25 protein-coding genes are annotated in these 22212 nt (G+C 42.6%); 1 reads left to right on the plus strand and 24 read right to left on the minus strand.

Annotation, left to right across the window (positions count from 1 at the left end):
* Nucleotides 1–45: 45 nt before the first annotated feature.
* From D1013_RS07565 to D1013_RS07670, 22 genes are all read right to left on the minus strand, one after another.
* Complete coding sequence (locus D1013_RS07565) at nucleotides 46–264, minus strand: hypothetical protein (protein ID WP_094997482.1); 219 nt, start codon at nucleotides 262–264, stop codon at nucleotides 46–48.
* 26 nt (nucleotides 265–290) lie between these two features.
* A complete protein-coding gene (glgP, locus tag D1013_RS07570) occupies nucleotides 291–2831 on the minus strand; it encodes an alpha-glucan family phosphorylase (protein ID WP_094997483.1) in 2541 nt (846 codons plus the stop codon).
* 17 nt (nucleotides 2832–2848) lie between these two features.
* Nucleotides 2849–4546: an alpha-amylase family glycosyl hydrolase gene (locus D1013_RS07575; RefSeq protein WP_094997484.1), complete on the minus strand. Its 1698-nt coding sequence runs from the start codon at nucleotides 4544–4546 to the stop codon at nucleotides 2849–2851.
* A gap of 19 nt (nucleotides 4547–4565) precedes the next feature.
* Nucleotides 4566–5930, minus strand: a complete 1365-nt coding sequence (locus D1013_RS07580; RefSeq protein ID WP_094999230.1) for a dicarboxylate/amino acid:cation symporter — start codon at nucleotides 5928–5930, stop codon at nucleotides 4566–4568.
* A 13-nt stretch (nucleotides 5931–5943) separates the two neighbouring features.
* A complete protein-coding gene (locus tag D1013_RS07585) occupies nucleotides 5944–7005 on the minus strand; it encodes a class I fructose-bisphosphate aldolase (RefSeq protein WP_121848268.1) in 1062 nt (353 codons plus the stop codon).
* A gap of 8 nt (nucleotides 7006–7013) precedes the next feature.
* Nucleotides 7014–8030 carry a type II glyceraldehyde-3-phosphate dehydrogenase gene (locus tag D1013_RS07590; RefSeq protein ID WP_121848269.1) on the minus strand — a complete coding sequence of 339 codons (1017 nt, stop codon included), beginning with the start codon at nucleotides 8028–8030 and terminating at the stop codon, nucleotides 7014–7016.
* A 10-nt stretch (nucleotides 8031–8040) separates the two neighbouring features.
* The gene (gene nhaA, locus D1013_RS07595) at nucleotides 8041–9369 is read right to left on the minus strand and encodes a Na+/H+ antiporter NhaA (RefSeq protein ID WP_121848270.1); all 1329 of its coding nucleotides are present in this window, start codon (nucleotides 9367–9369) and stop codon (nucleotides 8041–8043) included.
* On the minus strand, nucleotides 9362–10777 hold the full coding sequence (locus tag D1013_RS07600; RefSeq protein WP_121848271.1) for an NAD(P)/FAD-dependent oxidoreductase: 1416 nt from the start codon (nucleotides 10775–10777) through the stop codon (nucleotides 9362–9364). The genes nhaA and D1013_RS07600 overlap by 8 nt, the downstream gene beginning before the upstream one ends.
* Before the next feature lie 7 nt (nucleotides 10778–10784).
* The gene (locus tag D1013_RS07605; protein ID WP_121848272.1) at nucleotides 10785–11261 is read right to left on the minus strand and encodes a universal stress protein; all 477 of its coding nucleotides are present in this window, start codon (nucleotides 11259–11261) and stop codon (nucleotides 10785–10787) included.
* 54 nt (nucleotides 11262–11315) lie between these two features.
* Nucleotides 11316–11924, minus strand: coding sequence for a lycopene cyclase domain-containing protein (locus D1013_RS07610; RefSeq protein ID WP_225621507.1), 609 nt, complete (start codon nucleotides 11922–11924; stop codon nucleotides 11316–11318).
* A gap of 359 nt (nucleotides 11925–12283) precedes the next feature.
* Nucleotides 12284–12559: a DUF5676 family membrane protein gene (locus D1013_RS07615; protein ID WP_121848274.1), complete on the minus strand. Its 276-nt coding sequence runs from the start codon at nucleotides 12557–12559 to the stop codon at nucleotides 12284–12286.
* Between the two features lie 78 nt (nucleotides 12560–12637).
* Nucleotides 12638–13084: a hypothetical protein gene (locus D1013_RS07620; protein ID WP_094997492.1), complete on the minus strand. Its 447-nt coding sequence runs from the start codon at nucleotides 13082–13084 to the stop codon at nucleotides 12638–12640.
* 66 nt (nucleotides 13085–13150) lie between these two features.
* A complete protein-coding gene (locus D1013_RS07625; RefSeq protein WP_094997493.1) occupies nucleotides 13151–13366 on the minus strand; it encodes an SHOCT domain-containing protein in 216 nt (71 codons plus the stop codon).
* A gap of 39 nt (nucleotides 13367–13405) precedes the next feature.
* On the minus strand, nucleotides 13406–13624 hold the full coding sequence (locus D1013_RS07630) for an SHOCT domain-containing protein (protein WP_094997494.1): 219 nt from the start codon (nucleotides 13622–13624) through the stop codon (nucleotides 13406–13408).
* 27 nt (nucleotides 13625–13651) lie between these two features.
* Nucleotides 13652–13867, minus strand: coding sequence for a heavy-metal-associated domain-containing protein (locus tag D1013_RS07635; protein ID WP_094997495.1), 216 nt, complete (start codon nucleotides 13865–13867; stop codon nucleotides 13652–13654).
* Nucleotides 13868–13882: 15 nt separating this feature from the next.
* Entirely contained in the window at nucleotides 13883–14152 is a 270-nt protein-coding gene (locus D1013_RS07640) for a hypothetical protein (RefSeq protein ID WP_225621508.1), read from the minus strand.
* Between the two features lie 34 nt (nucleotides 14153–14186).
* Complete coding sequence (locus tag D1013_RS07645) at nucleotides 14187–14657, minus strand: hypothetical protein (protein WP_121848275.1); 471 nt, start codon at nucleotides 14655–14657, stop codon at nucleotides 14187–14189.
* 97 nt (nucleotides 14658–14754) lie between these two features.
* Nucleotides 14755–15075: a hypothetical protein gene (locus D1013_RS07650; protein WP_094997498.1), complete on the minus strand. Its 321-nt coding sequence runs from the start codon at nucleotides 15073–15075 to the stop codon at nucleotides 14755–14757.
* Nucleotides 15076–15097: 22 nt separating this feature from the next.
* Nucleotides 15098–16255: a porin family protein gene (locus tag D1013_RS07655; protein ID WP_121848276.1), complete on the minus strand. Its 1158-nt coding sequence runs from the start codon at nucleotides 16253–16255 to the stop codon at nucleotides 15098–15100.
* Entirely contained in the window at nucleotides 16252–16659 is a 408-nt protein-coding gene (locus D1013_RS07660) for a c-type cytochrome (protein ID WP_121848277.1), read from the minus strand. The genes D1013_RS07655 and D1013_RS07660 overlap by 4 nt, the downstream gene beginning before the upstream one ends.
* 72 nt (nucleotides 16660–16731) lie before the next feature.
* Nucleotides 16732–17313, minus strand: a complete 582-nt coding sequence (locus tag D1013_RS07665; protein WP_094997501.1) for a helix-turn-helix domain-containing protein — start codon at nucleotides 17311–17313, stop codon at nucleotides 16732–16734.
* A gap of 179 nt (nucleotides 17314–17492) precedes the next feature.
* The gene (locus tag D1013_RS07670) at nucleotides 17493–17912 is read right to left on the minus strand and encodes an HYC_CC_PP family protein (RefSeq protein WP_094997502.1); all 420 of its coding nucleotides are present in this window, start codon (nucleotides 17910–17912) and stop codon (nucleotides 17493–17495) included.
* 421 nt (nucleotides 17913–18333) lie between these two features.
* Here D1013_RS07670 and D1013_RS07675 point away from each other — a divergent pair, with 421 nt between their 5' ends.
* Entirely contained in the window at nucleotides 18334–18777 is a 444-nt protein-coding gene (locus D1013_RS07675; protein WP_094997503.1) for a QcrA and Rieske domain-containing protein, read from the plus strand.
* Nucleotides 18778–18788: 11 nt separating this feature from the next.
* Here the strand turns inward: D1013_RS07675 and D1013_RS07680 are convergent, their stop codons facing one another.
* The gene (locus D1013_RS07680) at nucleotides 18789–19592 is read right to left on the minus strand and encodes a DUF6503 family protein (protein WP_162987833.1); all 804 of its coding nucleotides are present in this window, start codon (nucleotides 19590–19592) and stop codon (nucleotides 18789–18791) included.
* Nucleotide 19593: 1 nt separating this feature from the next.
* Nucleotides 19594–22164 carry a spermidine synthase gene (locus tag D1013_RS07685; protein WP_121848279.1) on the minus strand — a complete coding sequence of 857 codons (2571 nt, stop codon included), beginning with the start codon at nucleotides 22162–22164 and terminating at the stop codon, nucleotides 19594–19596.
* Between the last annotated feature and the right edge of the window lie 48 nt (nucleotides 22165–22212).

The following is a 22212-nucleotide window of genomic DNA, read 5'->3' on the forward strand; positions in this document are numbered from 1 at the left end:
ATATTGATAACTCGGTTTTGTGACCAAAATGACTATTCATACCAATCATGAATCTTGCTCTTCAAAAGCACAGCTCTTGTTTTCCATAAAACCGGCAGCCATTTTTTTGTATTCCTCGCCAAGGTGTTCTCCGCACCATTCAAGAAGCGCTGGCTGTTGGGAACAAGTGGTATTGCGAACCGCCTTTTTCAGTTCCATCTTTAACAACTTCTTGTCGAAGCTGACTTTATTTAATATAGTTTCATGATATTCTAATGTTTCCATTTTTCTTTTTATTTAAAATTCCATTTTTAATGCTGCCATTGTATCAAGTTGTTTTCCAACGGCACGGAAATGCCTTCGTAACTGGGTACAATACGAACGGTATAGTGATTGATAGGTCGGGAAGTATTTACCTGTGCATAAAAGTTATGTGCCCCATCTTCCCCCATCCAATCAAATTTCATCTTGATTTTTTCGGGCGCTCCACCGTTGATTCCTTCCGCGAATAGTTCTACCTGAATATGTTTAAGGTTTATTTCTGGCAACCATATCGGTACTTTAAAGTGATGCTTTTGACGTGCACTTTCAATTTCGACGCTCCCAAATTGTATGGCATTCCATTTGTTTTTGAGCTCATTTCCTACGCTAACAATTTTTTTCCCTTTAGCTCCTTTTCTAGCTGCGCATTTTTTATAGTTGATTGCCGCTGGCAGATAAAAGTCCTCCATATATTCGCGAACCGTTCGGTTGGTGGAAAAACGGGGCGTTAGGGTCGCCATACTTTTTCTCATGCGTTCCACCCAAATTTCCGATACTCCTTTTTTGTTATGTGCGTAGAATTCGGGGACGACCTGCTGCTCCAGTATCTCATATAGTGTTGCTGCCTCGTGAGCGTCCCATGCCGGATCGTCGCCATGTTCTTGGCCATCGCCCAAGGCCCAGCCCACTTCGGGAGTATAGGCCTCGGCCCACCAACCGTCCAGTACCGATAAATTGAGGCCGCCATTTACAAGTACTTTCATACCACTGGTTCCGCTAGCTTCCCAGGGCCGTCTCGGGGTATTTAGCCACACATCAACACCTTGGACCAAATTTTCCGCTAACATCATGTCATAATCACTTAGAAAAAGGACATGCTTATACAAATTATGCTGTTGGATAAACTGTACCCATTTTCGTATCAATCCTTTTCCAGCTTCATCAAATGGCGGAGCTTTACCGGCCAAGACCAATTGTACCGGATGTTCCGAATTATTAAGAATTCGGACCAAACGTTCGGGATCGTGTAATAAGAGGTCCGGTCTTTTGTAAGGCACAAATCGGCGGGCAAAGCCCAAGGTCAGGGTGTCCGGGTCAAAAACTTGGTTTGCGATCCCGACCACTTCCGACGGTAGGCCCAAGACTATTGCCTGCCTCTCAAACCTTGCCCTTATAAAATCGACAAGGCGATTTCTGGAGCGAGTCCTAAATTCCCATAATTTTTCGTCGGATAGTTTCGAAATATGCGCTGTATGGTCAGCGAGTTCGCCCCTCCAGCGATCCTTTCCGCAGGATTCCGTCCAGATTTCATCTGCATATTTGGAATCCCAACATGGCATGTGCACCCCATTAGTTACATGGCCTACCGGAACTTCCTCTACTGGCCAGCGCGGGAAAAGATTGTTAAAAAGATTTCTGCTTACTTCACCGTGCAAACGGCTAACACCATTTACCGCCCCGCTGCCACGAATGGCCAGATAGGCCATGTTAAAACTTTCTGATCGGTTATTGATGTCGGCCCGCCCTAGGGCCATTAAATCATTAAAATCCAAGCCCAGTTGTTTTTTGGCATAAGCGCCTAAATGGTATTCCATTGACGAGGGACTGAAATGATCAAAACCAGCTGCAACCGCCGTGTGTGTCGTAAATAGGTTGCCCGTACGGGTTACGGCAAGTGCCTCCTCAAAAGAAGTTCCGTTTGCCTTCATAAAATCATTGGCACGTTCCAGAACCAGAAAGGCCGCATGGCCTTCGTTCATATGGCAGACTTCGGGTTTTATATCCAAGGCTTTTAGTAATCTGTATCCTCCTATACCCAATATGATTTCCTGTTTTATGCGCAGTTCGGGCCCTCCACCATACAGCTCATCGGTAATTCCACGATGAATCGGCAAGTTGGCGGCGTCGTTGCTATCCAAAAGATAGAGTCTCGCCCTTCCTACCTGTACCTGCCATGCACGGAGCCAAATCGGATGACCGGGCAACGATACCTTTATACGAAGCCATTCCCCGTTCGGTAAGCGTAAGGGTGTAACGGGCAATTGTCCTGGGTCATTATAGGGAAACAAGGCATTTTGCGTTCCATATTTGCCTATTTCCTGTCGGAAATAGCCTTTGGCATAAAGCAATCCCACAGCGACAACAGGCACGCCCAGATCACTGGCCGCTTTTAGTTGATCGCCTGCCACGTTGCCCAGGCCACCGGCATAAATAGGTAGGGCCTCATTAAGCATATATTCCATACTGAAATAGGCGATAGTGGTAAGCGCGGTCTTTGGATGGTTTTGCTGAAACCAAGAGGGAGCGGAAATCGCCTGTTCGTTTGCCTCTAATAAATCATTGAGTTTTTCCTGAAAAACTGGGTCTGTCAAATGCTCCTCTAACCGATCCCGTGAAACCGTCTGTAGAATGACCCATGGGTTGCGTGTGAATTCCCATAGTTCCGGATCTAGATGTTCCCATAATTTATCCGAGGCATGGTTCCATGACCAACGGATGTTCAGGGCCAGTTCTATAAGGGCATCGATTCCCTCGATGTCAGTATGCATCAATCCGTAGAATTTACTTGTATCGATCTTTTGTTCTTTCATAACCATAATGCCGTTAATTAAAATTTGAATGAATTGTTCTTGAACATCAAAAACTCCATGGGTTTTAGCTTTACCTTGATGAAAAGGCGGTCAGCTTCTTTATCTGTATTTTTTTCTATCTTGATATTTTTCTTGTTACCATAGAGGCATTCCATAAGTATACCCTCTTCATTGATATTGGTATCGACCGCTATATATTCTTCTTTGGTATCCTTTGGGGAAGAATTATAGACTACGAGAATTTCGCCCTGATGCAGGATTCTTGAAAATGCCAAAAGACATTCCTCACAATCGGGAAACTGAAAATCAAGTCCGTTTTTTGAAGTTTCCCTGAAATACATTCGACCGAACTTTAGAATGGCTTCCTTTTGTCTAAGATGTGCCAAGACCGAAATTCTCTTGAATATCCATGAATCTTGGTTCAATACGTTCGTCTCCTTATCATCAGGATCGAACATTCCTTCCCTAATATATCGGTCATCCATTCCGTTGCCCTCAAATCCTTGTTCAGTACCGTAATAAATACATGGAGCGCCAAGGGCACAAATAAGAAAGCCCACGCCCGCAACAATTTGCTCGGGAGCGGCATTATGGCCAAAGCGGTGCTTAAAGTCCATCCCCACCTGATCGTGATCATCGATATAGGTTACCAGGAATTCCCCATATTCGCCTCGGCTTAGGGCATTCTTTTGCAAATCCGAATACCGTTGTATCAATCGGTTCGGGGATGAATTACCCTTTATCACTTCTGCCAAAACACTATGCAACGGATGATCTAAAATGGAATCTAGCCCGTAATATACATTCCGGTCCTTCGGCAGCATTTTGGGGCCTATATAGGGATTGCCCATCTCATCATTACCGATAATTTCGCCAAACAGGAAAAAGTTTCTTTTGCCCAAGGTGTAGGCATATTCCCTTATGTTGGAACAAAAACGGCTAATGTCGTTTCCTTTCATGTGTTTGACGGCATCCAAACGAAAACCGTCCACATCCGTCTCGCGTATCCAATAACAGTGTATCTTGACCAATATATCCAGTAAACTTTCGCTGGCGGGAGAACCATCGTTCCTAAATGTTTTTAAGGTAAAGAAGTCGCCTTCCTGGGTCTCGGGATACGCATCGAAATTCCTGATCTGCCCTTTTCGGTTATACATTTCGGGGTCTGCCAGTTCGACTGGAAGCGGCCTGTCCTTCTGGCGCCAACCTCCTAGTGGAAACCGTTGGCCACCAGCATAGAAATAATCATAATCAAAAGGATAGGACCAATTATCGCCTGAATGGTGCAGAACGATATCCAAAAAGACCCTTATATCAAGCCCGTGTGCCTTGTCCACCAATTGTTCCAGTTCTTCCTTGGTGCCCCAGCGTTTGTCCACGTCCATATAGTTCTGGATGGCATAGCCATGGTAGGATCCTGGGTTATTTTCAAACACGGGACTTAACCAGATAGCCGTACAGCCCAAATTTTTGATGTAATCGATATTGTCTGTGATGCCTTTGATGGTGCCCCCAAAAGGCTTTTGCAGCTGTTCTTCGTTCCCGAAACCGGCATGCCGGATATCGAAATTCATCGAATGCCGTTTATTGCTATCATGAAACCGGTCGACCATCATAAAATAAATGATCTCCTCCCGCCATTCCCTGTGACAGTTTACCCAGTATGCCTTGCCCGGTTTCGGGGAAAGATCTATTTTGCTAATTGATTTTATCATTATCCGTTTCTTTTAATAATTAAACAGTTGAATATTCGGTAGTCCTTTTTACATCGCTCACTTTGGTTCCCCCTGGCTTATTTCCATAAAACCTATCGAATACCATGCAGGCCGTTAGGTCTCCGGTAACGTTGATCGCAGAGCGGAACATCCCGAGCAAGCGCTCGACCCCGATGATGATGATGATTCCTTCGGCAGGAATTCCTGCACTGGATAGTACAGAGGCCAAAATCACCACGCCACCACCCGGTATGGCCGGGGTGCCGATGGAAGCGGCGACTATGGTAACTACGACAACGATGACATTGAGAAGGCCCATTTCAAGGCCATAGGCCTGTGCTATGAACAAGGTCGTTATGGTCTGATAGAGGGCCGTCCCGTCCATATTCACGGTAGTCCCGATGGGGATTATGAAATTACTGATGGCCCCATCCACTTTGAGTTCTTCCTCCGCTGTTTTCAGCGATAAGGGCATTACCGCGGCAGAGCTTGTTGTTGAGAACGCCAAAAGCTGTACATCCGTGATCTTTCGCAAAAATTTAAAAGGGTTGCTCTGGCCAAGTATGCTGACCAGCATGATGTAAATGCCGAGCAATATGAGCAATCCCATCAGTACCACGAGCACATAAAATCCCAGACCCGTTAAGGAGTTCAGGCCAACGCTCGACGTAAGCTGTGCCATTAGACCGAATACGGCGACCGGAACCAATAACATGGCCCATTTGACCACCGTCATACAGATTTCCTGTATGGCCCCTAAGAGCAATTTTACAGGTTTAAGCAGGTCGTCGGTCAGCGACAATACGGCGACCCCTATGATAATGGTAAAAATGACGATGCTCAACATTTCGCCACTTACCATGGAGGCCAATGGGTTTTCGGGCAGTAAATTGGTTATGGCATTCGGAATATCGTTTATTCCAAAGGATAGTTCCGAACTTTTGGCAGCGTCGGCCAATGCATTTGTATGATCGACTTCCGCCTGTTGGTGCAGATATTTTCCGGGGGAAAAGATCAGTGCAAGTACGGTGCCTATGGTTACCGATATAATTGTTGTCGATATGAAATATAAGAGTACGCCACCACCCAACCTTTTCAAGTTATCCTTATCGTTACTAGCGATACCCGTAATGATGGAAGCCACGATCAAGGGAATCATGATCATCTGCACCAGTTTCAGGAAGAGCATTCCCGGCAAGGCCAGCCAATTCCCTAAAACATCGGCCGTACTTTTGGTGATCCAACCGTTTTGGGGGCTTAACAACAGGCCGGCCCCGACACCTAGGAACAAGGCAATGATAACCTTGAGCCAAAGCCTATTTTCTACCAGTTTACGCAGGTAGTGGTTTAGGGATTTTAATGATTTTATTTCCGTATCGAGCATGCTTATATCTGTATTATGCCACTGTGATTCTTTTCTCAAGGTAAACGCCCTGGACCGCATGTATCAATTCCACCCCTTCCTTAAAAGGTCTTTGAAAAGCTTTTCTTCCCAAAATAAGACCAGAACCCCCAGCGCGCTTGTTTACGATTGCGGTTGTAATGGCTTCGGTCAAGTCGGATGCTCCTTTGGAGCCCCCGCCGGAATTGATCAATGCAATTTTACCCATATAGCAATTGGCGACCTGTAACCGGCATAGGTCAATGGGGTGCTCTGTTGTTAAGCCCTCGTACATGGCATCGTCATATTTTCCGAATTGCAGATTCTTAAAGCCATAATTTGTGGTGGGTAACTTTTGTTTGATGATGTCAGCCTGTATGGTTACCCCTAGGTGGTTCGCCTGACCTGTTAAATCCGCAGCGGTGTGATAGTCTTCCTTATCCGTTTTGAAGGAGTCGTTACGGGTGTAGCACCACAATATCGTGGCCATACCGAGGCTATGGGCCTCGGCAAAGGTTTCCGCAATCTCATTTAACTGTCGATTACTTTCCTTAGATCCAAAATATATGGTCGCCCCAATAGCAACTGCGCCCATATCCCAAGCTTCCTTGACCTTTCCGAACACGTTTTGGTCATATGTATTGGGATAGGACAATAACTCATTGTGGTTTAACTTGACAATAAAGGGGATTTTATGGGCATATTTACGGGCATAGAGACCTAATGCCCCAAAAGTTGAGGCTACCCCATTACAACCAGCTCCAATGGCCAATTTTATAATATTCTCAGGATCAAAATAATCGGGATTCTTATAAAACGAAAAAGCGGCACTATGCTCGACCCCTTGATCTACGGGAAGTATGTTTAAATATCCAGTATCCTTCAGATTGCCATGCCCGTACAATTGGGCAAGACTCCGAAGCGTTTGTGGATTTCGATTACTATTGGCAAAAACTTTAGAGACAAAATCAGCATCGGGCAGTTGTAGTTCATCCTTGGTAATTTTTTCGCTTACGTGGTCCAAATAGAAGGACGCTTTGTCCCCTAATTGTTCCACTATATTTTCGTATGTTTTCATTGTTGTTGCTATTGATTAATACCTAGACTTTTATTGGTCTTTGCGATGGATTTGTTACCATCGGAATCGATTCCGGTAAGTGCCCGAATGGCATCGATGGTCTCGGGGATTACGATCGCCTGGTTATCGACCACGTAGGCATAAAAAAGTTCATCGCCCACAACCTTTAGCATATCTTCCCAAAGGGCTACCTCATACATATCGCCCCAAGGTCTTCCCATATCCATAAACATTTCCTTGATCGTATTGTTGGAAACCAATCCTTGATCATAATGGATTAGCTTAATGCGTGTAGAGGTTTTAAAGGCGTTGAGCACTTCTTCTTTAGATGCTTCTTTCTTTAGCTTCACGTTCCAATAATGCATGTGGCTAAGGGTTTGGGGAACTTTGACCGCTGAAGTAATGACATCCAAATCGGGATCGACACTTTGCGCGTCGGGCCCTTGATGGCTTGGAATTTCCTTTTCGGGCACCATGGTGTTCATTATACCTCCTAAATGGCTTTCCCATGGGTCGGTGGCCCTTCTTAATAATGTTCCCCGTGCATAATCCAATAAATCTGCCCTTTTTAAAGCGGTCAATGTTCTCAAGATTGATGTGGTATTACAGGAAACCACCCTTGTAGCATCAAGATTTACAGCGGATTTGTAATTGTTTTCCGCACTAAAGGAATGCCCTGTTGTCTCGTGCTTTTCACCCCCTTGAAGAATGAATTTTATACCCTGTTTTTTATAGACCTCTACGTTCTTTGCCGCTATGTTCTTTGGGGTGCAGTCTACTACCAAATCTACTTGACCCAGAAGATTTTGCATGGATCCAGCTACAGGAATTTCAGACATCTTCATTTGCCCCATTGCTTGTCCTGTAGCCGCGAACACTGAATACCCTTTTTTAATGGCGGTCTGTATGCGCCAATCACTTATGACATCGCAAACCCCGACAAGGTTCATATCATCTTGTACATTGATGGCATCGGCCACTCTTTTTCCGATGACTCCGTATCCTATTACTGCAATATTTTTCATATCCTTATTATTATTTAACTGTTATTAATTTTTTACTGTTTCTGTATAATAGTACCGCGCCTATTACCCCTGCTATCATAGAAGCGAATAGGATGCTTACTTTGGACGTAAATATTAGGGACTCGTCCGTGAAAGCCAATTCATTTATAAACAATGACATTGTAAAGCCTATTCCTCCAAGAAAAGCCACGCCATAAATCATGTTCCAATTCACGTTTTCCGGAAGCTTGGCGAGTTTTAATGCGACCAATAGTCTTGAAAAAGTGGCAATACCCATGACTTTTCCAAAAATCAAACCTAGTCCAATCCCCAAGCTAACGGGGCTGGATAGTACTTTCAACAAATCTCCATGAAGATGTATTCCAGCATTTGCCAAAGCGAACAAGGGAAGAATTACAAAGCCCACTATTGGGTTTAAAGTCCTTTCCAATTTTTGAAGTGGAGTTTCAGCCTCGGAACTTGTAGTCTTGATATCCTCCAATATCTCTAATTGCGTTTTTGAGATAAGTGTTCCCTTTATCGACTTGGTTTCCTGAAACCTTTTATGCAGGTGGTCTAAACGCTCTAAAAAGGTATTCTCCTTAATTTTTACCCTACCTGGAATGGCAAATGCCGTCAGAATCCCCGCAATGGTTGGATGTACCCCTGAAAAAAAGAAGGCCAGCCAAACACCGCCGATACCAATGATGGCATAGAACCAAGTGCTTCTCACTCCCGCATAATTGCCTATAATCAAAGCTCCGAAGAACAATAGCCCATGTAGTAGATCCATCTCGGATATACCGGAAGTATAAAATAGGGCAATGACCAAGACGCCTCCCAAATCATCCACTATCGCCAACGTAATAAGAAAAACCCTTAAAGAGGCTGGCAGTCTTTTGCCGACAAGGGCCAGAACCCCTAGAGAAAAGGCAATATCCGTGGCCATGGGAATGCCCCAACCATTAGAAGCTTCGCCCGAGCTATTGAACATAAAATAAACAAGGGCAGGAAGTACCATGCCACCTATAGCTGCACCAATAGGTAGCACCGCATTCTTTGGGGATGAAAGTTTACCACCGATTATTTCACGTTTCAGCTCCAGACCTACTTGTAGAAAGAAGAGGGCCATCAAACCATCGTTGATCCATAACAGCAGTGGCTCCGATAGCTGAAGACTGCCAACGGTAAAGGCAATATCAGTTTGCATTAAGTCGATATAATATTCCTTCCACGGCGAATTGGCCCAGACCATTGCGACGACGACCGTGATAAAGAGAACAACACCACTGTTATTGAGTTCTTTGGCCGTGCTGCCGAAGAATTTAATAATGCTGTTATTTGTATGGTGTTTAGACATCAATACTGGATTTTTTTGTGTTTACATCCTTTTCCAAATGATTTTCGGAATTATCCTTTGTTTGAGTTTTCCCAGTAGTATTAAGTTTGAAATTCCTAATAATTACCCTATTGCTCTTTTCATAGGAAAAATAGCTTACGGCCCAATTGAAGCCGACCAATAACTTGTTTCGAAACCCACTAATGGATAACAGGTGTACGACCGACCACAGCAACCAAGCAAAATAGCCGGCAAACTTTAGTTTACCTAAATCTGCAACAGCCTTGCGCTTACCAACGGTAGCCAAAGAACCCTTGTCCTTATAGCTAAATAACCCTATTGGTTTATCATTGATGATCCCCATCAATGTGCAGGCAAGGTATTTTCCCTGTTGGATGGCCGCCCGTGCTACCTGTGGGTGGCCTTTTGGGGTCTCTTCGGAAATCAGGGCGGCAATATCCCCGATGGCATAAATGTTTTCTTGACCGTCTACTTTCAAATAAGTATCGGTTTTTAAGCGATTTCCCTTCACTACATGCCTTTCATCGATACCCTTTGGGAAGTCCCCTTTTACACCTGCCGTCCAAATCAAGTTCTTTGCTAAAATCGTCTTCCCACTTTTGGTTTGCACTACCGTACCGTCATAATTGCTAACGGATTCTTTCAATAACACTTTTACGTTTAGATTTTCCAAATAGGTCAGGGTTTTTGAGGAAGCTTTGTCTGACATCGCCATGAGTAGTTCGTCCATAGCTTCCACCAAATAGATGTTCATTATGGAAGAAGGGTACTCGGGATAGTCCTTTGGAAGGATGTATTTGCAAAACTCCGCCAAGGCACCTGCCATTTCTACTCCGGCGGGGCCGCCGCCCACAATCACAAAATTCGTGAGGGCATCGCGTTCCTCATCATCGCATGTAATCGCGGCCTGCTCCAAGTTTTGCAGCATCATGTGGCGGATATTTAGGGAATCTCGGATATCCTTCATGCCCAAACTATTTCTTTCCACTTCTTCCATACCAAAGAAGTTGGTCTTTGTTCCCGTTGCTAAGACCAGATAGTCGTAGGTAAGTTTTCCTTTGTCCGTTATGACAGTATTGGTAGAGGCTTGAATTTCCTTTACCTCGGCCAGCCTGAAGCTCACATTCTTATACCCCTTAATTTGTTTTCTAAAAGGGAACACAATACTATCGGGTTCGAGGCCGCTAGTGGCTACCTGATAAAATAAGGGTTGGAATTGATGAAAGTTGTTGCGGTCTATCAGTACAACCTGAACATCTTTGTTTTTCAGCCCTTCCACCAATGCTAGACCCGCAAAGCCCCCTCCAACTATAACTACCCGTGGCAACCTAGAATTTGGCAAGCAGATTGTTTCCGTCACTTTGCACGTATGATCGTCGATACCGTTTAACATTTGATTCTGTTTCATTAACTTTTTACTGTTTATTTTTTTCTTTCGAGTCGCGTTTCCGGACTATCATGACGGAACAGTCGGCATGTGTTGCCAAAGACTGGGAGACCGAGCCAAGCAAAAATCTAGAAAATGCACCATGACCCTGAGACCCGACTACAATTAAATCGGCATCAAAGGCTTCCGCCTTTTCTAGAATTGCACTTTTGGGAAGTCCATTGACCACCGCTGTTGTTATAGACAATGCGTTATTATTATTTCTTAATGATTTTGAGCCCTCATTAACAAGATCTTCTGCCGATTTTTTCGCATTGGAAACGGTTTCTTCATAATAATTGCCAAGCGTGCCGCCCAATGGAAGGGCACCAGGAGCGGCCAACATGGGATTTTCGAACACATTTATAATACATACTTCGGTACCCGCAGGCAACGGCAGCGCTGCAAGTTCATCTATGGCGACTTTACTAAAGTCAGAACCATCTATTGCTAATACTATTTTCATCTTTTTAAATTTATTTGTTCATGATTAATTATGTTTAATTCACATATTGCCAAATCAACTTATGACCAAGGGTTTCATCAATTTTTTCCAATACAAATGCTCGTATAGCCCCGACCAGTACATTCCGAAAGTGAAAGCGAACAACAGTTCCTCAACGGGGATACCAATAACCAATATATGGGTCAGGTTCTCCAGATTCCAGTAGAGTTCCACATAATCGGGATAGAACGGAAGGATGCTACCGAAATAAATAAAGTAGAGCACCGTGAACAATAGACCTCCGATCCAAATCTTTTCTATTAAATCTGGCCTGCAATAAAGCGTTGCCAAACCGCCTATGAACATGGCCAGAATCCCACAATAAATATGGTTCAATTCGGTAAAAAGACTCAAGGCCCCGAAAACCAAAACAGGAACAAAGAGAATATATACATGAAGGGAGTGTCTTCTATGACTTCTTTCGGTGTGCGGGAATTCAACGTAGCCACGTTTGAAAATAAGATTATACAATACCGTACCAATACCCCCAATGGCGAATGAAAAGATGAGACTTTCAATATCGAAGCCTGTCTTTATCGCCAAATCAAAAAGGGACGGCGGATGCCAATATTCAGGAACGAACAATGGTTCTGTAAGCCCGAAGGGCATCGTTATCCAACTCATTTTGAGCATTTCCTTCCTAGAATCCTTTTTCAGGAGGTAAACCAGGCCCCAAAGGGCAAGGAGGATAAACGACCATATAAACCAAACGTATTGCATGGGAATCTTCTATTTGATATAATTATGTTCCAGATTCAACAGGTCTTCCCTGTCGCCGAACTGTTTATTGAATATTTAACTTAAGGAATACACGAAAGCCTACTGGACACGGTGCTCACTTTTTCCAAATAAGGATTCCGTGAGACCCTTGTTATTTACCCAGTTCTTTGGCACTTTCCGCTAGCAGATTGTCAGGAAAAAACAACATACCAGCGGTCAATACAGTGCCATATCATAAAGCCTCTTCTATCCACAAGCTTAGATTATCTCCTCTTAATTTGTGCGTTATAAAAGCCTGCAATGCATGCTCCGATGAGCCAACCTAGAATAAAGGTTTGTACGATGCCAAAGAGAGCCTCCAGTAGGGGGACATCCATTCTTATAATATTGGTCGTGTCCAGACCGTGCAATAGGCTATTGAAAAATAATATGCTCCCTTCTTGCCCTGCGGTAGCCATGACGACTATACAGCCCAGATAAATCAAAGCTCCTGTGAGACCGAAAGCAAAACCAAGTTTTTTTACGTTTAATCGATACATGATTGTTGTTTTTATGTTAATAGTTGTTCCAAATTCATTTGTGGAGTAAAGACCCTTTGTGCTAAACCAAAATTTTAATTAATGGTTCTTTTCCATACTTTTTTTGTACTCCATCTTATTGTGCATAGCTTTTTCCAATTCCTCATGCTCCAAAGTGTGGTCACAAAAGTTGTCGCTCAAAAGGCTGTCATTGGCAATGACCGGCATAAAATGATGGGTGGTCAATAGCATAAGGTCAGGGTATCCGGTAATCATATCGCTCAGTTTACCGGCGAGAATGGTATCGTTTGCCGCTGCTTTTACGAGTTCGTCTACCATCATGCCCGTGGCATGATCATTATCCATCATTTTGGTAATATACTTTTTGCCCAAATCGTGGTCTTCGACCATCAAGGTCAAGACTTCCTCTTGTTTTGAGGGGTCTTTAAGCATATCCTTTACAGCACTTTCCTGTTTTTGTGCACAGGCCGATAATGTGAAAACGGCCAATACAATTCCTATTGCTTTTTTGATTTCTGTTTTCATTTTGATTCATTTTAAGGGTTACTAGTTGCTGATACTTCCTAGTGTCATGTTAAAGTTGAAATGACACTATTCGGATTTTAGAATCCTTTTTGATTCTTCAAATTCCTCTTTTGTAATTTCCCCATTGGCAAATCTTTTTTTGAGAATTGCGAGAGGGTCTTCCTTCTTCGATTTTCGGTAAGGGATGTCGTATGGCACAAAGAAGATCCATATTAAGAGGATCAACCATATGATCCACCATACGAAGTGCATACCGCCCCAGTGTCCGTCAAAAAAATGCATAGTTTTAGATTTAAAGATTAATAGTTGTTAGTTGTTGGACTATTTGTCCGATCTTAAAAGATTCCTTGATTGCTCATATTCCTCCTTGGAAATCTCGCCCTTGGCAAACCGGATTTTGAGCGTTGTTACCGGATCGTCTTCATTGATTTCTGCATCAGATGTGCCAGACGGCGCAAAAAAAATCCAGCCTAAAGCCACGAACCAAATTGCCCACCAGATAAGGTGCATTCCCCAAAAAAATCCATCTCTGTAAAACATGTTCTTAATTTTATGGTTACTATTATTTTAAATGACCTCAGTAATGGTATAGCCCTCAAGTTTGTTGAGTTGCTTTTGCAAATCTTCTACCGAAAGTTTCTCTTTCATACTTATGATCGTCTTTCCTTTTGGGCTTAAAAAGATTTCCGTTTTCTCAATGTCCGGGTGCGCTTCCATGGTTTTTTTTACCCTTGCTATACATCCGCCACAGCTTAGTCCGTTTATTTGATATGTGTGTTTCATTGGTTTCTGCTTTTTTTAATGATGGCTATGGCCCTTATGTTCCTCATTGGTTTCAGATGCCAACGATTTGTCCTTACCATACTCGTGTTGCTTATAATTCTGTTCCGAATGGTTATGCCTACCGTGGCCATGTGCGCCATGCGGCATAAAGAGATGAAACACGAACATCAGGATGATAAAGCCAAAAAGTCCGTTATATCCCGTAATGCCCAATGCTGGGGCGAAAAAAATTAATAGTAACGGAAGTCCGCAACCGATAACCATCCATATCCAATGACCTTTCATGATTTCTATTTTTTAGTTTTAAATGTTATATACTTTAATGATGATCGCCATGACTTTGGCTTTTGCTCAATTCCAATTTGGCCTGTTCAATATTATCTACTCCTTTCTCGGCCATCATATCCATGCAAGACTCCATACAATCTTCGCTCATCATGCCTTTTTCATGCATCATTTTCATCATATTGCCCATCATCATTCCATCTTTCATCATGGATTGCATCATGTTATTCATTATCATACTATCTTTCATCATCATTTGCATACTCTGGCCTTTCATCATATTACCCATCATCTGTTGGTTGCCCTGCATCATCTGCATTGCATGGTCGTTCCCTTTCATATTGTCCATGAATTCGGTCATATAGCTGTGATTATTGGCAATTGCATCAAAGAGTGCCGTTCTCGTTTGTGAATTTTCGAGCATAGCATTAGAATCTGTTTTCTGGCTGCAACTGGATAGGATAACCATTGCGAATACCGAAATAATGATTGTTATTGTTTTCATAGTGTTATATTTTAATTATGATTTAATTGTTATCTTTTTTTGGAATTTTGCTCCCATAGCTAAGCATCTATTACTATGGGAGCATCTACCTCTAAACCTAATTTGCTGATTTAAGAAACTCTTCAATTTTTTTACTTTCATTTTCGGTAAGATTGGCCCTTACCCTCATATGGAGGCTAATGGTTTCCCAATCGGTATCGTTGTAATCTGCTGGAGATGGGGCAATATGACAGCGATTACAGGTCTCTCCCCAAAGCTGTGCACCTGATTTCTCTATCTTGAAATCATCAGCTGTATCCGCTACCGTTTCGGTGGGCACATCCGAATATTTTTTCTTGGTTGAAGAGCACGCAACCACCGTCAAACCCGTGATGGCCAGTAAGGCCAAGACTATCGATAATTTATATGTTGTTTTCATTTTTTTGCTTTTTATGATTCGATTAAAATCCTATGGCCCAATGCAGAAATAATCCATCTGTATTTGTGATTCCATTACCGTCATGGCCTCCTTCTGTTTCCGTGGTCTGGTAACTCAACTTGACTACAGAACGCCAGCTCAGCCAATAGTTGACGCCAAAGGCATACTGAACTGATTTTTCCTCCCATTCGGCACCCTCGGGAGCATTGAAATCTGAATATCTTCCAACAAACTCCAATTTCTTGACAAAGTCGTTGCTTGCCATTGTCGGCCTATAGCTCAATTGCCCATAAAAGGAATTACTTTGGTTATCAAAAGAGTATTCTTCTGCGATACCATCCTCCAGTTCTGTAAAAGTTGCCGTATCCACATTGGAATTATTGTATTGCGCCTTTACGTCAACTACGCCGCCTATTCCTGATATTTGTTTGACAAAGGAAAAATCCAAGGCATAGAGAAAGGCACCTATATCTTCATATTCTGAATCTTCTTCCCCCGTTCCACTAGTGGAATACGCTGAAAACCCTATTTCTGAGGAAGAATCAGAAAAAGGCAGCAACCCGATTCGACCTCCATAAGCCTTGGCAAGATTGGTGTCCTCATAATTCTCGAATTGAAGCATCCCCGCTTCTTCAGGTTCTAAACTACCGTCCTTGAGACGTGGACCGTTTGTGGAGTACACCGAATAGTTCAAAGTAGGGCCTCCCAAATCAAATGCCCCTCTTAATTCTACCCCTATACCCGAGGAAGGTGCAATCCCGTCATGCCCATAGCCCAAAGGCGTATTGGGCAATCTGTTAATCCATGCAGGATGCAAGCGTTCCATAAAAGTGCCAAATGGTAAAAGAAATTTTCCGGCCCTAACGGTCATGTTTCTATTAAGTACATACATAACGTCCGCATATTCCAAACCGGTTTCCAGTTCGTTCCCTTCAAGAACAAACTCTAGTTCTGCCTCGAACATCAGCCTATCTGAATGTTTATAAAGAAATATTGGGGCAAAGGCCGCACCCAAAAATGTGGATTCTGTTTCATCCCCAGAATCCATATACTCAAATCCTGTATGCCCGTAACCACGCAGCATAAATTGGGTCTTGCTCGGTTCAAACGTGTTATAGGTCTGGGCGTATGAAGTTGTACCTAAGACCACTACTATTAGAAAATATATTAGCTTTTTCATTGTTTCAAGGTTCTGATATAGTTAATCAATTCCCATCTTTTCTTTTCGGGAAGAGCGGTTTTATAGGAGGCCATGGGTGAGCGTCCTTCCTCTAGTTTCCAGAAAATTGCGCCATCGGTCTGGGCTTGGAACTCGGCACTGGTCAAATTGGTCGGTAGCGGCTTTAATCCTGCGCCACCAACGCCATCACCTTTGCCCTTGGCTCCATGGCAGACCACACAGAGCATTCTGTACGTCCTTTTCCCGTTTGCCACTGCATCTGTGTCCCCCTTTAAGGGGTTGACAATCTTATCGGCACTTGCAGGGGCTACCCATTTTTCTTGGGCATGGCCATTGAACCCGAGAATTAACAAACCTGTGACCATTATTATGGTCCAAATACGTATGTCTCTTTTGTTTTTCATTTTATTGGTATTGAATTGTTAGTAAATCTATTTTTTGTTGGATGTTTACATCTGCATAATTTTCGTTCTTATCTATATAATTTCGTCAAGGAAGCTTCTTTCCCATACTTGGCTGTTTTTATAATCTGTCATGCTCAATCCAGTAACATTTTTAAACTGTCTGGATAAATGGTTCACGCTACTATAATCAAGTAGATAGGCTATGTCTGAGAACGCATGCTGTTGCAACTGTATGAGCTCTTTGACCCTTTCGACCTTCAGTTTTATAAAGTACTTTTCAATGGTAATGTTCTCTTTTTTAGAGAAAATCTTGCTTAACATCTTATAATCCCGATGTAGTTCTGCCGCCAAATGTTCGGAAGTCTTTTCCTTAATATGTAAAGGAAGGTCTGTTACAAGTTCGATTAAGGTGATCTTGATATTCTCAACGATCATTTCCTCCTCGTTCTTGGCGATTTCAAATCCGTTGGAATGAAGCACCTCCGCTATTTTCAAATCGATTTTTTTATCAATTTCAGTAGTGATACGGACTGATAGTTTGCCCAGTTCAAGGGAAAGCACTTCTACACCGATTTCTTCAAGGTCCTGCTTTATGACCTTAAGGCACCGACTGCAGACCATATTCTTGATCCAGTATTCTCTCTGAGAATCCATACTTTAGGGTTTATTAAATGTTCTAATTGCTTGTGTCCATAAGGACTCATTATTATTTGGTATTTTGACCAATTGGAGCGAGTGTCGTTGGAATAAAGGGTACGACATTAGAGGGCAGAACGCGATGTCGGCCAACAAGAAGTACAGATTATTGGATCAATAATCTGTTTGAAAAAAAATCAAATAAGGAAAGTTTCATGAAGCACAAGAGTGTCCTTCTCTATCCATGGCGGATCATAATTTACAAAGGGAACGATGTTTTTATCTAGCCCTTCAAATCGATTTATATAGGTGTAAAAAAAGCTATGTAAGAAAACATAGTTTTCGATGCTGAATTCCGCGGTAACCTTTTTAACGTTGTCATCACCGGCCTTGCTAAATGTTTCATTCCTGCAACAATCCTCGGCTCCTACAGAACACTCCTTGGAAGGACTTTCGCTTTTTTGAACTTTATCATCACAAGATTTTGCCTTACCAAATACGGCAATATCCACTAATTTGTTACAACAGAAATGCATATCAGCGCTAAAGGATGTGGTCGCAAAAAGTATTGCGAACGTCAAACCGATGGATACTATTTTACGTAAAAAGCGCTTCATACTCTAAAATTAGCAAAAAACCGTTTGGGTTTTAAAATTACCTGTCAATTTAAAAAATATATAATAATCTCATTTTTATATAGTTACACTCAATTTAAATGACATTATTTTTCAAAAGTAACGTAAGTGATCAAACACAAACATGACGATCGTCATGTTTGTAAAAAAAGTTGAATGTAGCAACTCGAATAAAAGCTATTCTTGTTCTTTACTAAACACAATCAGCATAGTACTAAAAAAAATTGTTGACGCTTGCGGGTATAGGACAGTATAAATCGGATGCGTTCAAACACTCAATTAGACCCCCTTGTAGAGAAATTATTGATTTTACTATCTTCTATAATATGCGCTGAAGACTACATATTTGTTCTTTGCATACGATTTTTTAGCAAAAGACGTTTATTTTTAAAAAGTCTTTGTTATGGAAAGAAAACAATTTTTACGAAGTTTGGGTGCCGGTGCCGCGTTTGCCATTGTTTTTCCGTGTGTTCAAGGCTGTTCCAAAGATGGTAACGGAGACGTTTCCCCAGAGGATATGAGACCGATACCTACCGGAATCGATTTTACGATAGACCTTAGCTCCAACGAGGGTAATGGCTTACAGAACAACGGCGATTATATTTTGAAGGACTATGTGGTCGTAGTTAAAAATTTAGAAGGTAATTTTGTGGCGGCCAGTCAGATATGCAGCCATCAACAGACCGAGGAAGTTAGGTTTGTGGAGAACGACGGCGGTATTTACTATTGTTCTACCCATGGCGCACGCTTTGACCAAACCGGAAAGCCCTTGAACAGTATTACGAGCAACCCTTTAAAAATATTCCAGACTGAACTTACGGGAAACCTACTTCGGGTCTTTGAATGAATTAGACTGAGCTAAGGTTTGGGTATCGTTTTGATTTTCACATTTTTCAATTGAATGAGTGAGAGTTCTTCCAGTTGGTCATTTTCAAAAGCCTTCTCGATTTCATCAAAATCAATGCCGTCTTTTATTTTAGGTTGTAGGTTACGGTAATCCTGTATTACGACCCCATTAACGTTGCGCTGGTTGTAAGCTTCCCGAAACCGCATTCCCCCTTTGCCGGTAAAGTATTTATAGGCGAGGTAGTCCATACTATAATCCTTGACATCGAACCAATAGAGGAACACATCCTCAAAATCATCGCCACCGCCCTCTTGCTTAAAAGTAATACGGATTTTATAGTACTCCTTACCTTTTATCAAGTTTCTACCTTGGTCTTCTACAATGACCGCGGGGTCTTTGAGCCATAATGGAAGAAATGCAAAGTACATCACTGAATTTACCGAATTGGTATAGGCTTTCTCTCTTTTTTCGGTAAGGCTTATCAAGGTATCGGCCACATAGCGGACCAGCCCCTTATTGGTATAGACATCCCGTATTTCCGTGCCATCGCCTTTCTTGCCGATTCTTGTGTATTCAAATCGCCCTTGGTTTCTTTTGTATGTATACTGGTAATCCCTAAAATCAAATGAAGCCTTTGCATTTTTCAATTTTTCGGTTCCCGAAACCGCTATGGCCTTATCGATGATATCTTGTTGCGCAAAGGAAAGACTAAAAGATAGTATGGATATGATTATTGGAATCGAAAAAAAGAATGGTTTGTTGCTTACTTGTTTCATATAGTCCTTGATCGGTCCAGTTGTTTTTTGGTAATTCATTTTATTTCTTGTTTGTTTGTATTCCCTTATTTTTTTCATTAATAGCTTTGGTCTCCGTATGTAAAAAGTCCGGAGCCAAGAACTGTATCTGTTCCCGTATTTTTTTTGCCTTATCTTCTTCCCCGGTACTGACATATCGCAAATAACGATGGTAAAGCGCCCCCACTTTTACAAATCGAATTTCTTCCTCTGCTAAGTTGGAAAGATAGGGGTCCTTCCCAGCAGGAAGATTAGTATTTAATAAGGTCAACAAATCATCCAACTCCTTGCCTGTAATATAGCTTGCACTGCCCGAATTGGCTTGTTGCGATAGAATAGGTGCCTTAAATTCAATAGACCTTCTGTCATCGGTATTCAGTTCAACACCCGACAACCGATTTCTAATGGCCTCCAAGTTACCTAGATAAAAAAGACCGGCCATGTGGTTGTTTTCCGGGTCAATTTGCTTACCCACTACATGGACAATATTTTTGCGTAAGGTATTATCGTTAAGCTGTGAGCCTGCTTCCTGGCCAACGAGTACGATACTGGCCCGGTCCTTGGAAAAATCGGCCCGCCAGAGTGTCACTTGTGGATAAACGGCTGCAAATGTAGCGGCAATGGTATTGAAGTTCTCAGGTGTAAGCTGGTATAGCGGTAACCATTGCGCAAAGATGCCACCGGGCGATAATCGCTTTTTAACTTGTTCAAAATGTTCAAGGGTGTAAAGACTTCCCGTACCTGCATGCCACGGGGTAAAAAGGTCTCCGATAATAACGTCGAATTTCTTATTGGCGCCCAGAAGAAAGTTTCTGGCATCGTCAGCTACTATATTCGCCCGTTTATCTTTGAAAAGTCCATTGGTCCAAGGTGAAAAATAACGTTTTGCCGCAGTAACCACGTTGGACACCAGTTCAACGGCTACTACATTTTCTACATCATGGTTAAACGCCGCACCTGCCGTGATGCCGGTCCCCAGTCCCAAAAACGCCACATTTTTAGGTGCTGGATGTATCATAAGCGGAACATGGGCCTGCATTTGCTCGACCAAAAACGATTTCGAATCCCCGAGCACATAAAAATTATCTAATCGCATCTCTAAATTTCCCGCCAATTGTATTATAGAGACGACACCGTCGCTTGATTGCCAATAATCCAGTACTTTTTCTCCTGTTTTCAATTGTACAAGAGGTGGGTTTTTCAACACGAATATTCCGAAAATCAATGTAACTAGTAATAAAAGTTGAATAATTTTCTTTTTTCCGGATGCTGGGAAAACAATCAATAGAGCTAAGATGCCATACAGAACAGCAATGATTTTTATACTATTCCAGAGGCCGACCAAATCAAGTAGAACAAAACCTGCCACTACCGGCCCCACAAAGCCGCCCAACGAATTGTAGAGTACTAATTTGCCCGCGATTATCCCAGATGGCATATGGATTGTAGGGGCCGCTTTCAACAGAAAGGGAAACACGGCACCTAAAATAATAGTTGGAGGCATAATTACTATTAGGCTTAGTTTAAAGACGGACCATATATATGTAAGCCAAGATGCGTTCACTGCAAGGTACTCAAGTCCGTTTGTCACAGTACTGAATACCGTTGGAGATATTCCTATCAAAATTGCGGCCGAGGCCAACAATAAGATCAAAAGTTTTGTTGACGGCGCCCTTAGCCTTACCAGCACATGGGATAAAATACCGCCAAGCCCTAGGGATAAAAGGAACACTACCAATATTGCAGCGAACGAATAGACCGAATTTTGTAAAACTTGGGCGAACATTTTAGTCCATAAGGTTTCGGCCGCTAGTGCCAAGGCCCCGGAAAAAAAGGCGACCGTGATGAATTGGCCATAACCCAATTCGGATGTAGCGTAAGTGGATTTTTCGTGCTTTTCAGGCCAATCGAAGGCTTCAAGAGTAGCGGGGCGGGGAGTCTTATAAAAGCGGTCGATAACAAGCGCCAGAACCCCTACGGAAAGAGCCAGGGCCATGGCAAAGCTATAGGTTGCACTGACCCCGTACCTAGCTAACAAATAAAACGCGGCAGCAAAAGCACCTAGAGCGGCCCCTAAGGTATTTACGGCATACAAAATCGTTCCACGTCTTGAAAGGTCAATTCGGTTTTTCCCGATGTACTGTGCCAAAACGGGAAAGGTGCCTCCCATTAAAAATGAAGGAAAAAAAAGTAATGAAATACCAAATACAAACTTGATGACTAAGAGAACGCTTCTTGAAACCCCTAAAAAAGATACGATATCAGAATAGTATTTTTCATAGAAATGGAGGCCAGGAATCAACAAGAGTGCCGTTACGGCAATACCTAGCTCCATAAAGCCATATAAGCGAAGTGGCCGTTTAAAACGGGCGGAAGCCTTGCCAAAAAACCGTCCCCCAAGGGCCAATCCGAGAAAAAAAGCGGATAATGTTGCAGCCGTTGCATACGCCGCATTCCCGAACACAAGTCCCAGCCGGTACATCCAAATCACTTGGAATATAAGGCCAGCGGTGCCGGACAACAAAAACAAGGCACATAAGAAAATGAAGCTTCCAGAACGTTCAAATTTTGGAATCGCTAACAGGTTTTTCATAAAAAATGTAATTGACAACTTTGCCTTCAGCAAACTTAAAAAGAAAAG

Source organism: Euzebyella marina (assembly GCF_003687485.1).
Lineage (GTDB): Bacteria > Bacteroidota > Bacteroidia > Flavobacteriales > Flavobacteriaceae > Euzebyella > Euzebyella marina.

Coding starts and splice junctions, on each gene's coding strand:
- D1013_RS07565 (WP_094997482.1), bottom strand. CDS start 264: ATGGAAACATTAGAATATCATGAAACTATATTAAATAAAGTCAGCTTC.
- glgP (WP_094997483.1), bottom strand. CDS start 2,831: ATGAAAGAACAAAAGATCGATACAAGTAAATTCTACGGATTGATGCAT.
- D1013_RS07575 (WP_094997484.1), bottom strand. CDS start 4,546: ATGATAAAATCAATTAGCAAAATAGATCTTTCCCCGAAACCGGGCAAG.
- D1013_RS07580 (WP_094999230.1), bottom strand. CDS start 5,930: ATGCTCGATACGGAAATAAAATCATTAAAATCCCTAAACCACTACCTG.
- D1013_RS07585 (WP_121848268.1), bottom strand. CDS start 7,005: ATGAAAACATACGAAAATATAGTGGAACAATTAGGGGACAAAGCGTCC.
- D1013_RS07590 (WP_121848269.1), bottom strand. CDS start 8,030: ATGAAAAATATTGCAGTAATAGGATACGGAGTCATCGGAAAAAGAGTG.
- nhaA (WP_121848270.1), bottom strand. CDS start 9,369: ATGTCTAAACACCATACAAATAACAGCATTATTAAATTCTTCGGCAGC.
- D1013_RS07600 (WP_121848271.1), bottom strand. CDS start 10,777: ATGAAACAGAATCAAATGTTAAACGGTATCGACGATCATACGTGCAAA.
- D1013_RS07605 (WP_121848272.1), bottom strand. CDS start 11,261: ATGAAAATAGTATTAGCAATAGATGGTTCTGACTTTAGTAAAGTCGCC.
- D1013_RS07610 (WP_225621507.1), bottom strand. CDS start 11,924: ATGAGTTGGATAACGATGCCCTTCGGGCTTACAGAACCATTGTTCGTT.
- D1013_RS07615 (WP_121848274.1), bottom strand. CDS start 12,559: ATGTATCGATTAAACGTAAAAAAACTTGGTTTTGCTTTCGGTCTCACA.
- D1013_RS07620 (WP_094997492.1), bottom strand. CDS start 13,084: ATGAAAACAGAAATCAAAAAAGCAATAGGAATTGTATTGGCCGTTTTC.
- D1013_RS07625 (WP_094997493.1), bottom strand. CDS start 13,366: ATGCATTTTTTTGACGGACACTGGGGCGGTATGCACTTCGTATGGTGG.
- D1013_RS07630 (WP_094997494.1), bottom strand. CDS start 13,624: ATGTTTTACAGAGATGGATTTTTTTGGGGAATGCACCTTATCTGGTGG.
- D1013_RS07635 (WP_094997495.1), bottom strand. CDS start 13,867: ATGAAACACACATATCAAATAAACGGACTAAGCTGTGGCGGATGTATA.
- D1013_RS07640 (WP_225621508.1), bottom strand. CDS start 14,152: ATGAAAGGTCATTGGATATGGATGGTTATCGGTTGCGGACTTCCGTTA.
- D1013_RS07645 (WP_121848275.1), bottom strand. CDS start 14,657: ATGAAAACAATAACAATCATTATTTCGGTATTCGCAATGGTTATCCTA.
- D1013_RS07650 (WP_094997498.1), bottom strand. CDS start 15,075: ATGAAAACAACATATAAATTATCGATAGTCTTGGCCTTACTGGCCATC.
- D1013_RS07655 (WP_121848276.1), bottom strand. CDS start 16,255: ATGAAAAAGCTAATATATTTTCTAATAGTAGTGGTCTTAGGTACAACT.
- D1013_RS07660 (WP_121848277.1), bottom strand. CDS start 16,659: ATGAAAAACAAAAGAGACATACGTATTTGGACCATAATAATGGTCACA.
- D1013_RS07665 (WP_094997501.1), bottom strand. CDS start 17,313: ATGGATTCTCAGAGAGAATACTGGATCAAGAATATGGTCTGCAGTCGG.
- D1013_RS07670 (WP_094997502.1), bottom strand. CDS start 17,912: ATGAAGCGCTTTTTACGTAAAATAGTATCCATCGGTTTGACGTTCGCA.
- D1013_RS07675 (WP_094997503.1), top strand. CDS start 18,334: ATGGAAAGAAAACAATTTTTACGAAGTTTGGGTGCCGGTGCCGCGTTT.
- D1013_RS07680 (WP_162987833.1), bottom strand. CDS start 19,592: ATGAATTACCAAAAAACAACTGGACCGATCAAGGACTATATGAAACAA.
- D1013_RS07685 (WP_121848279.1), bottom strand. CDS start 22,164: ATGAAAAACCTGTTAGCGATTCCAAAATTTGAACGTTCTGGAAGCTTC.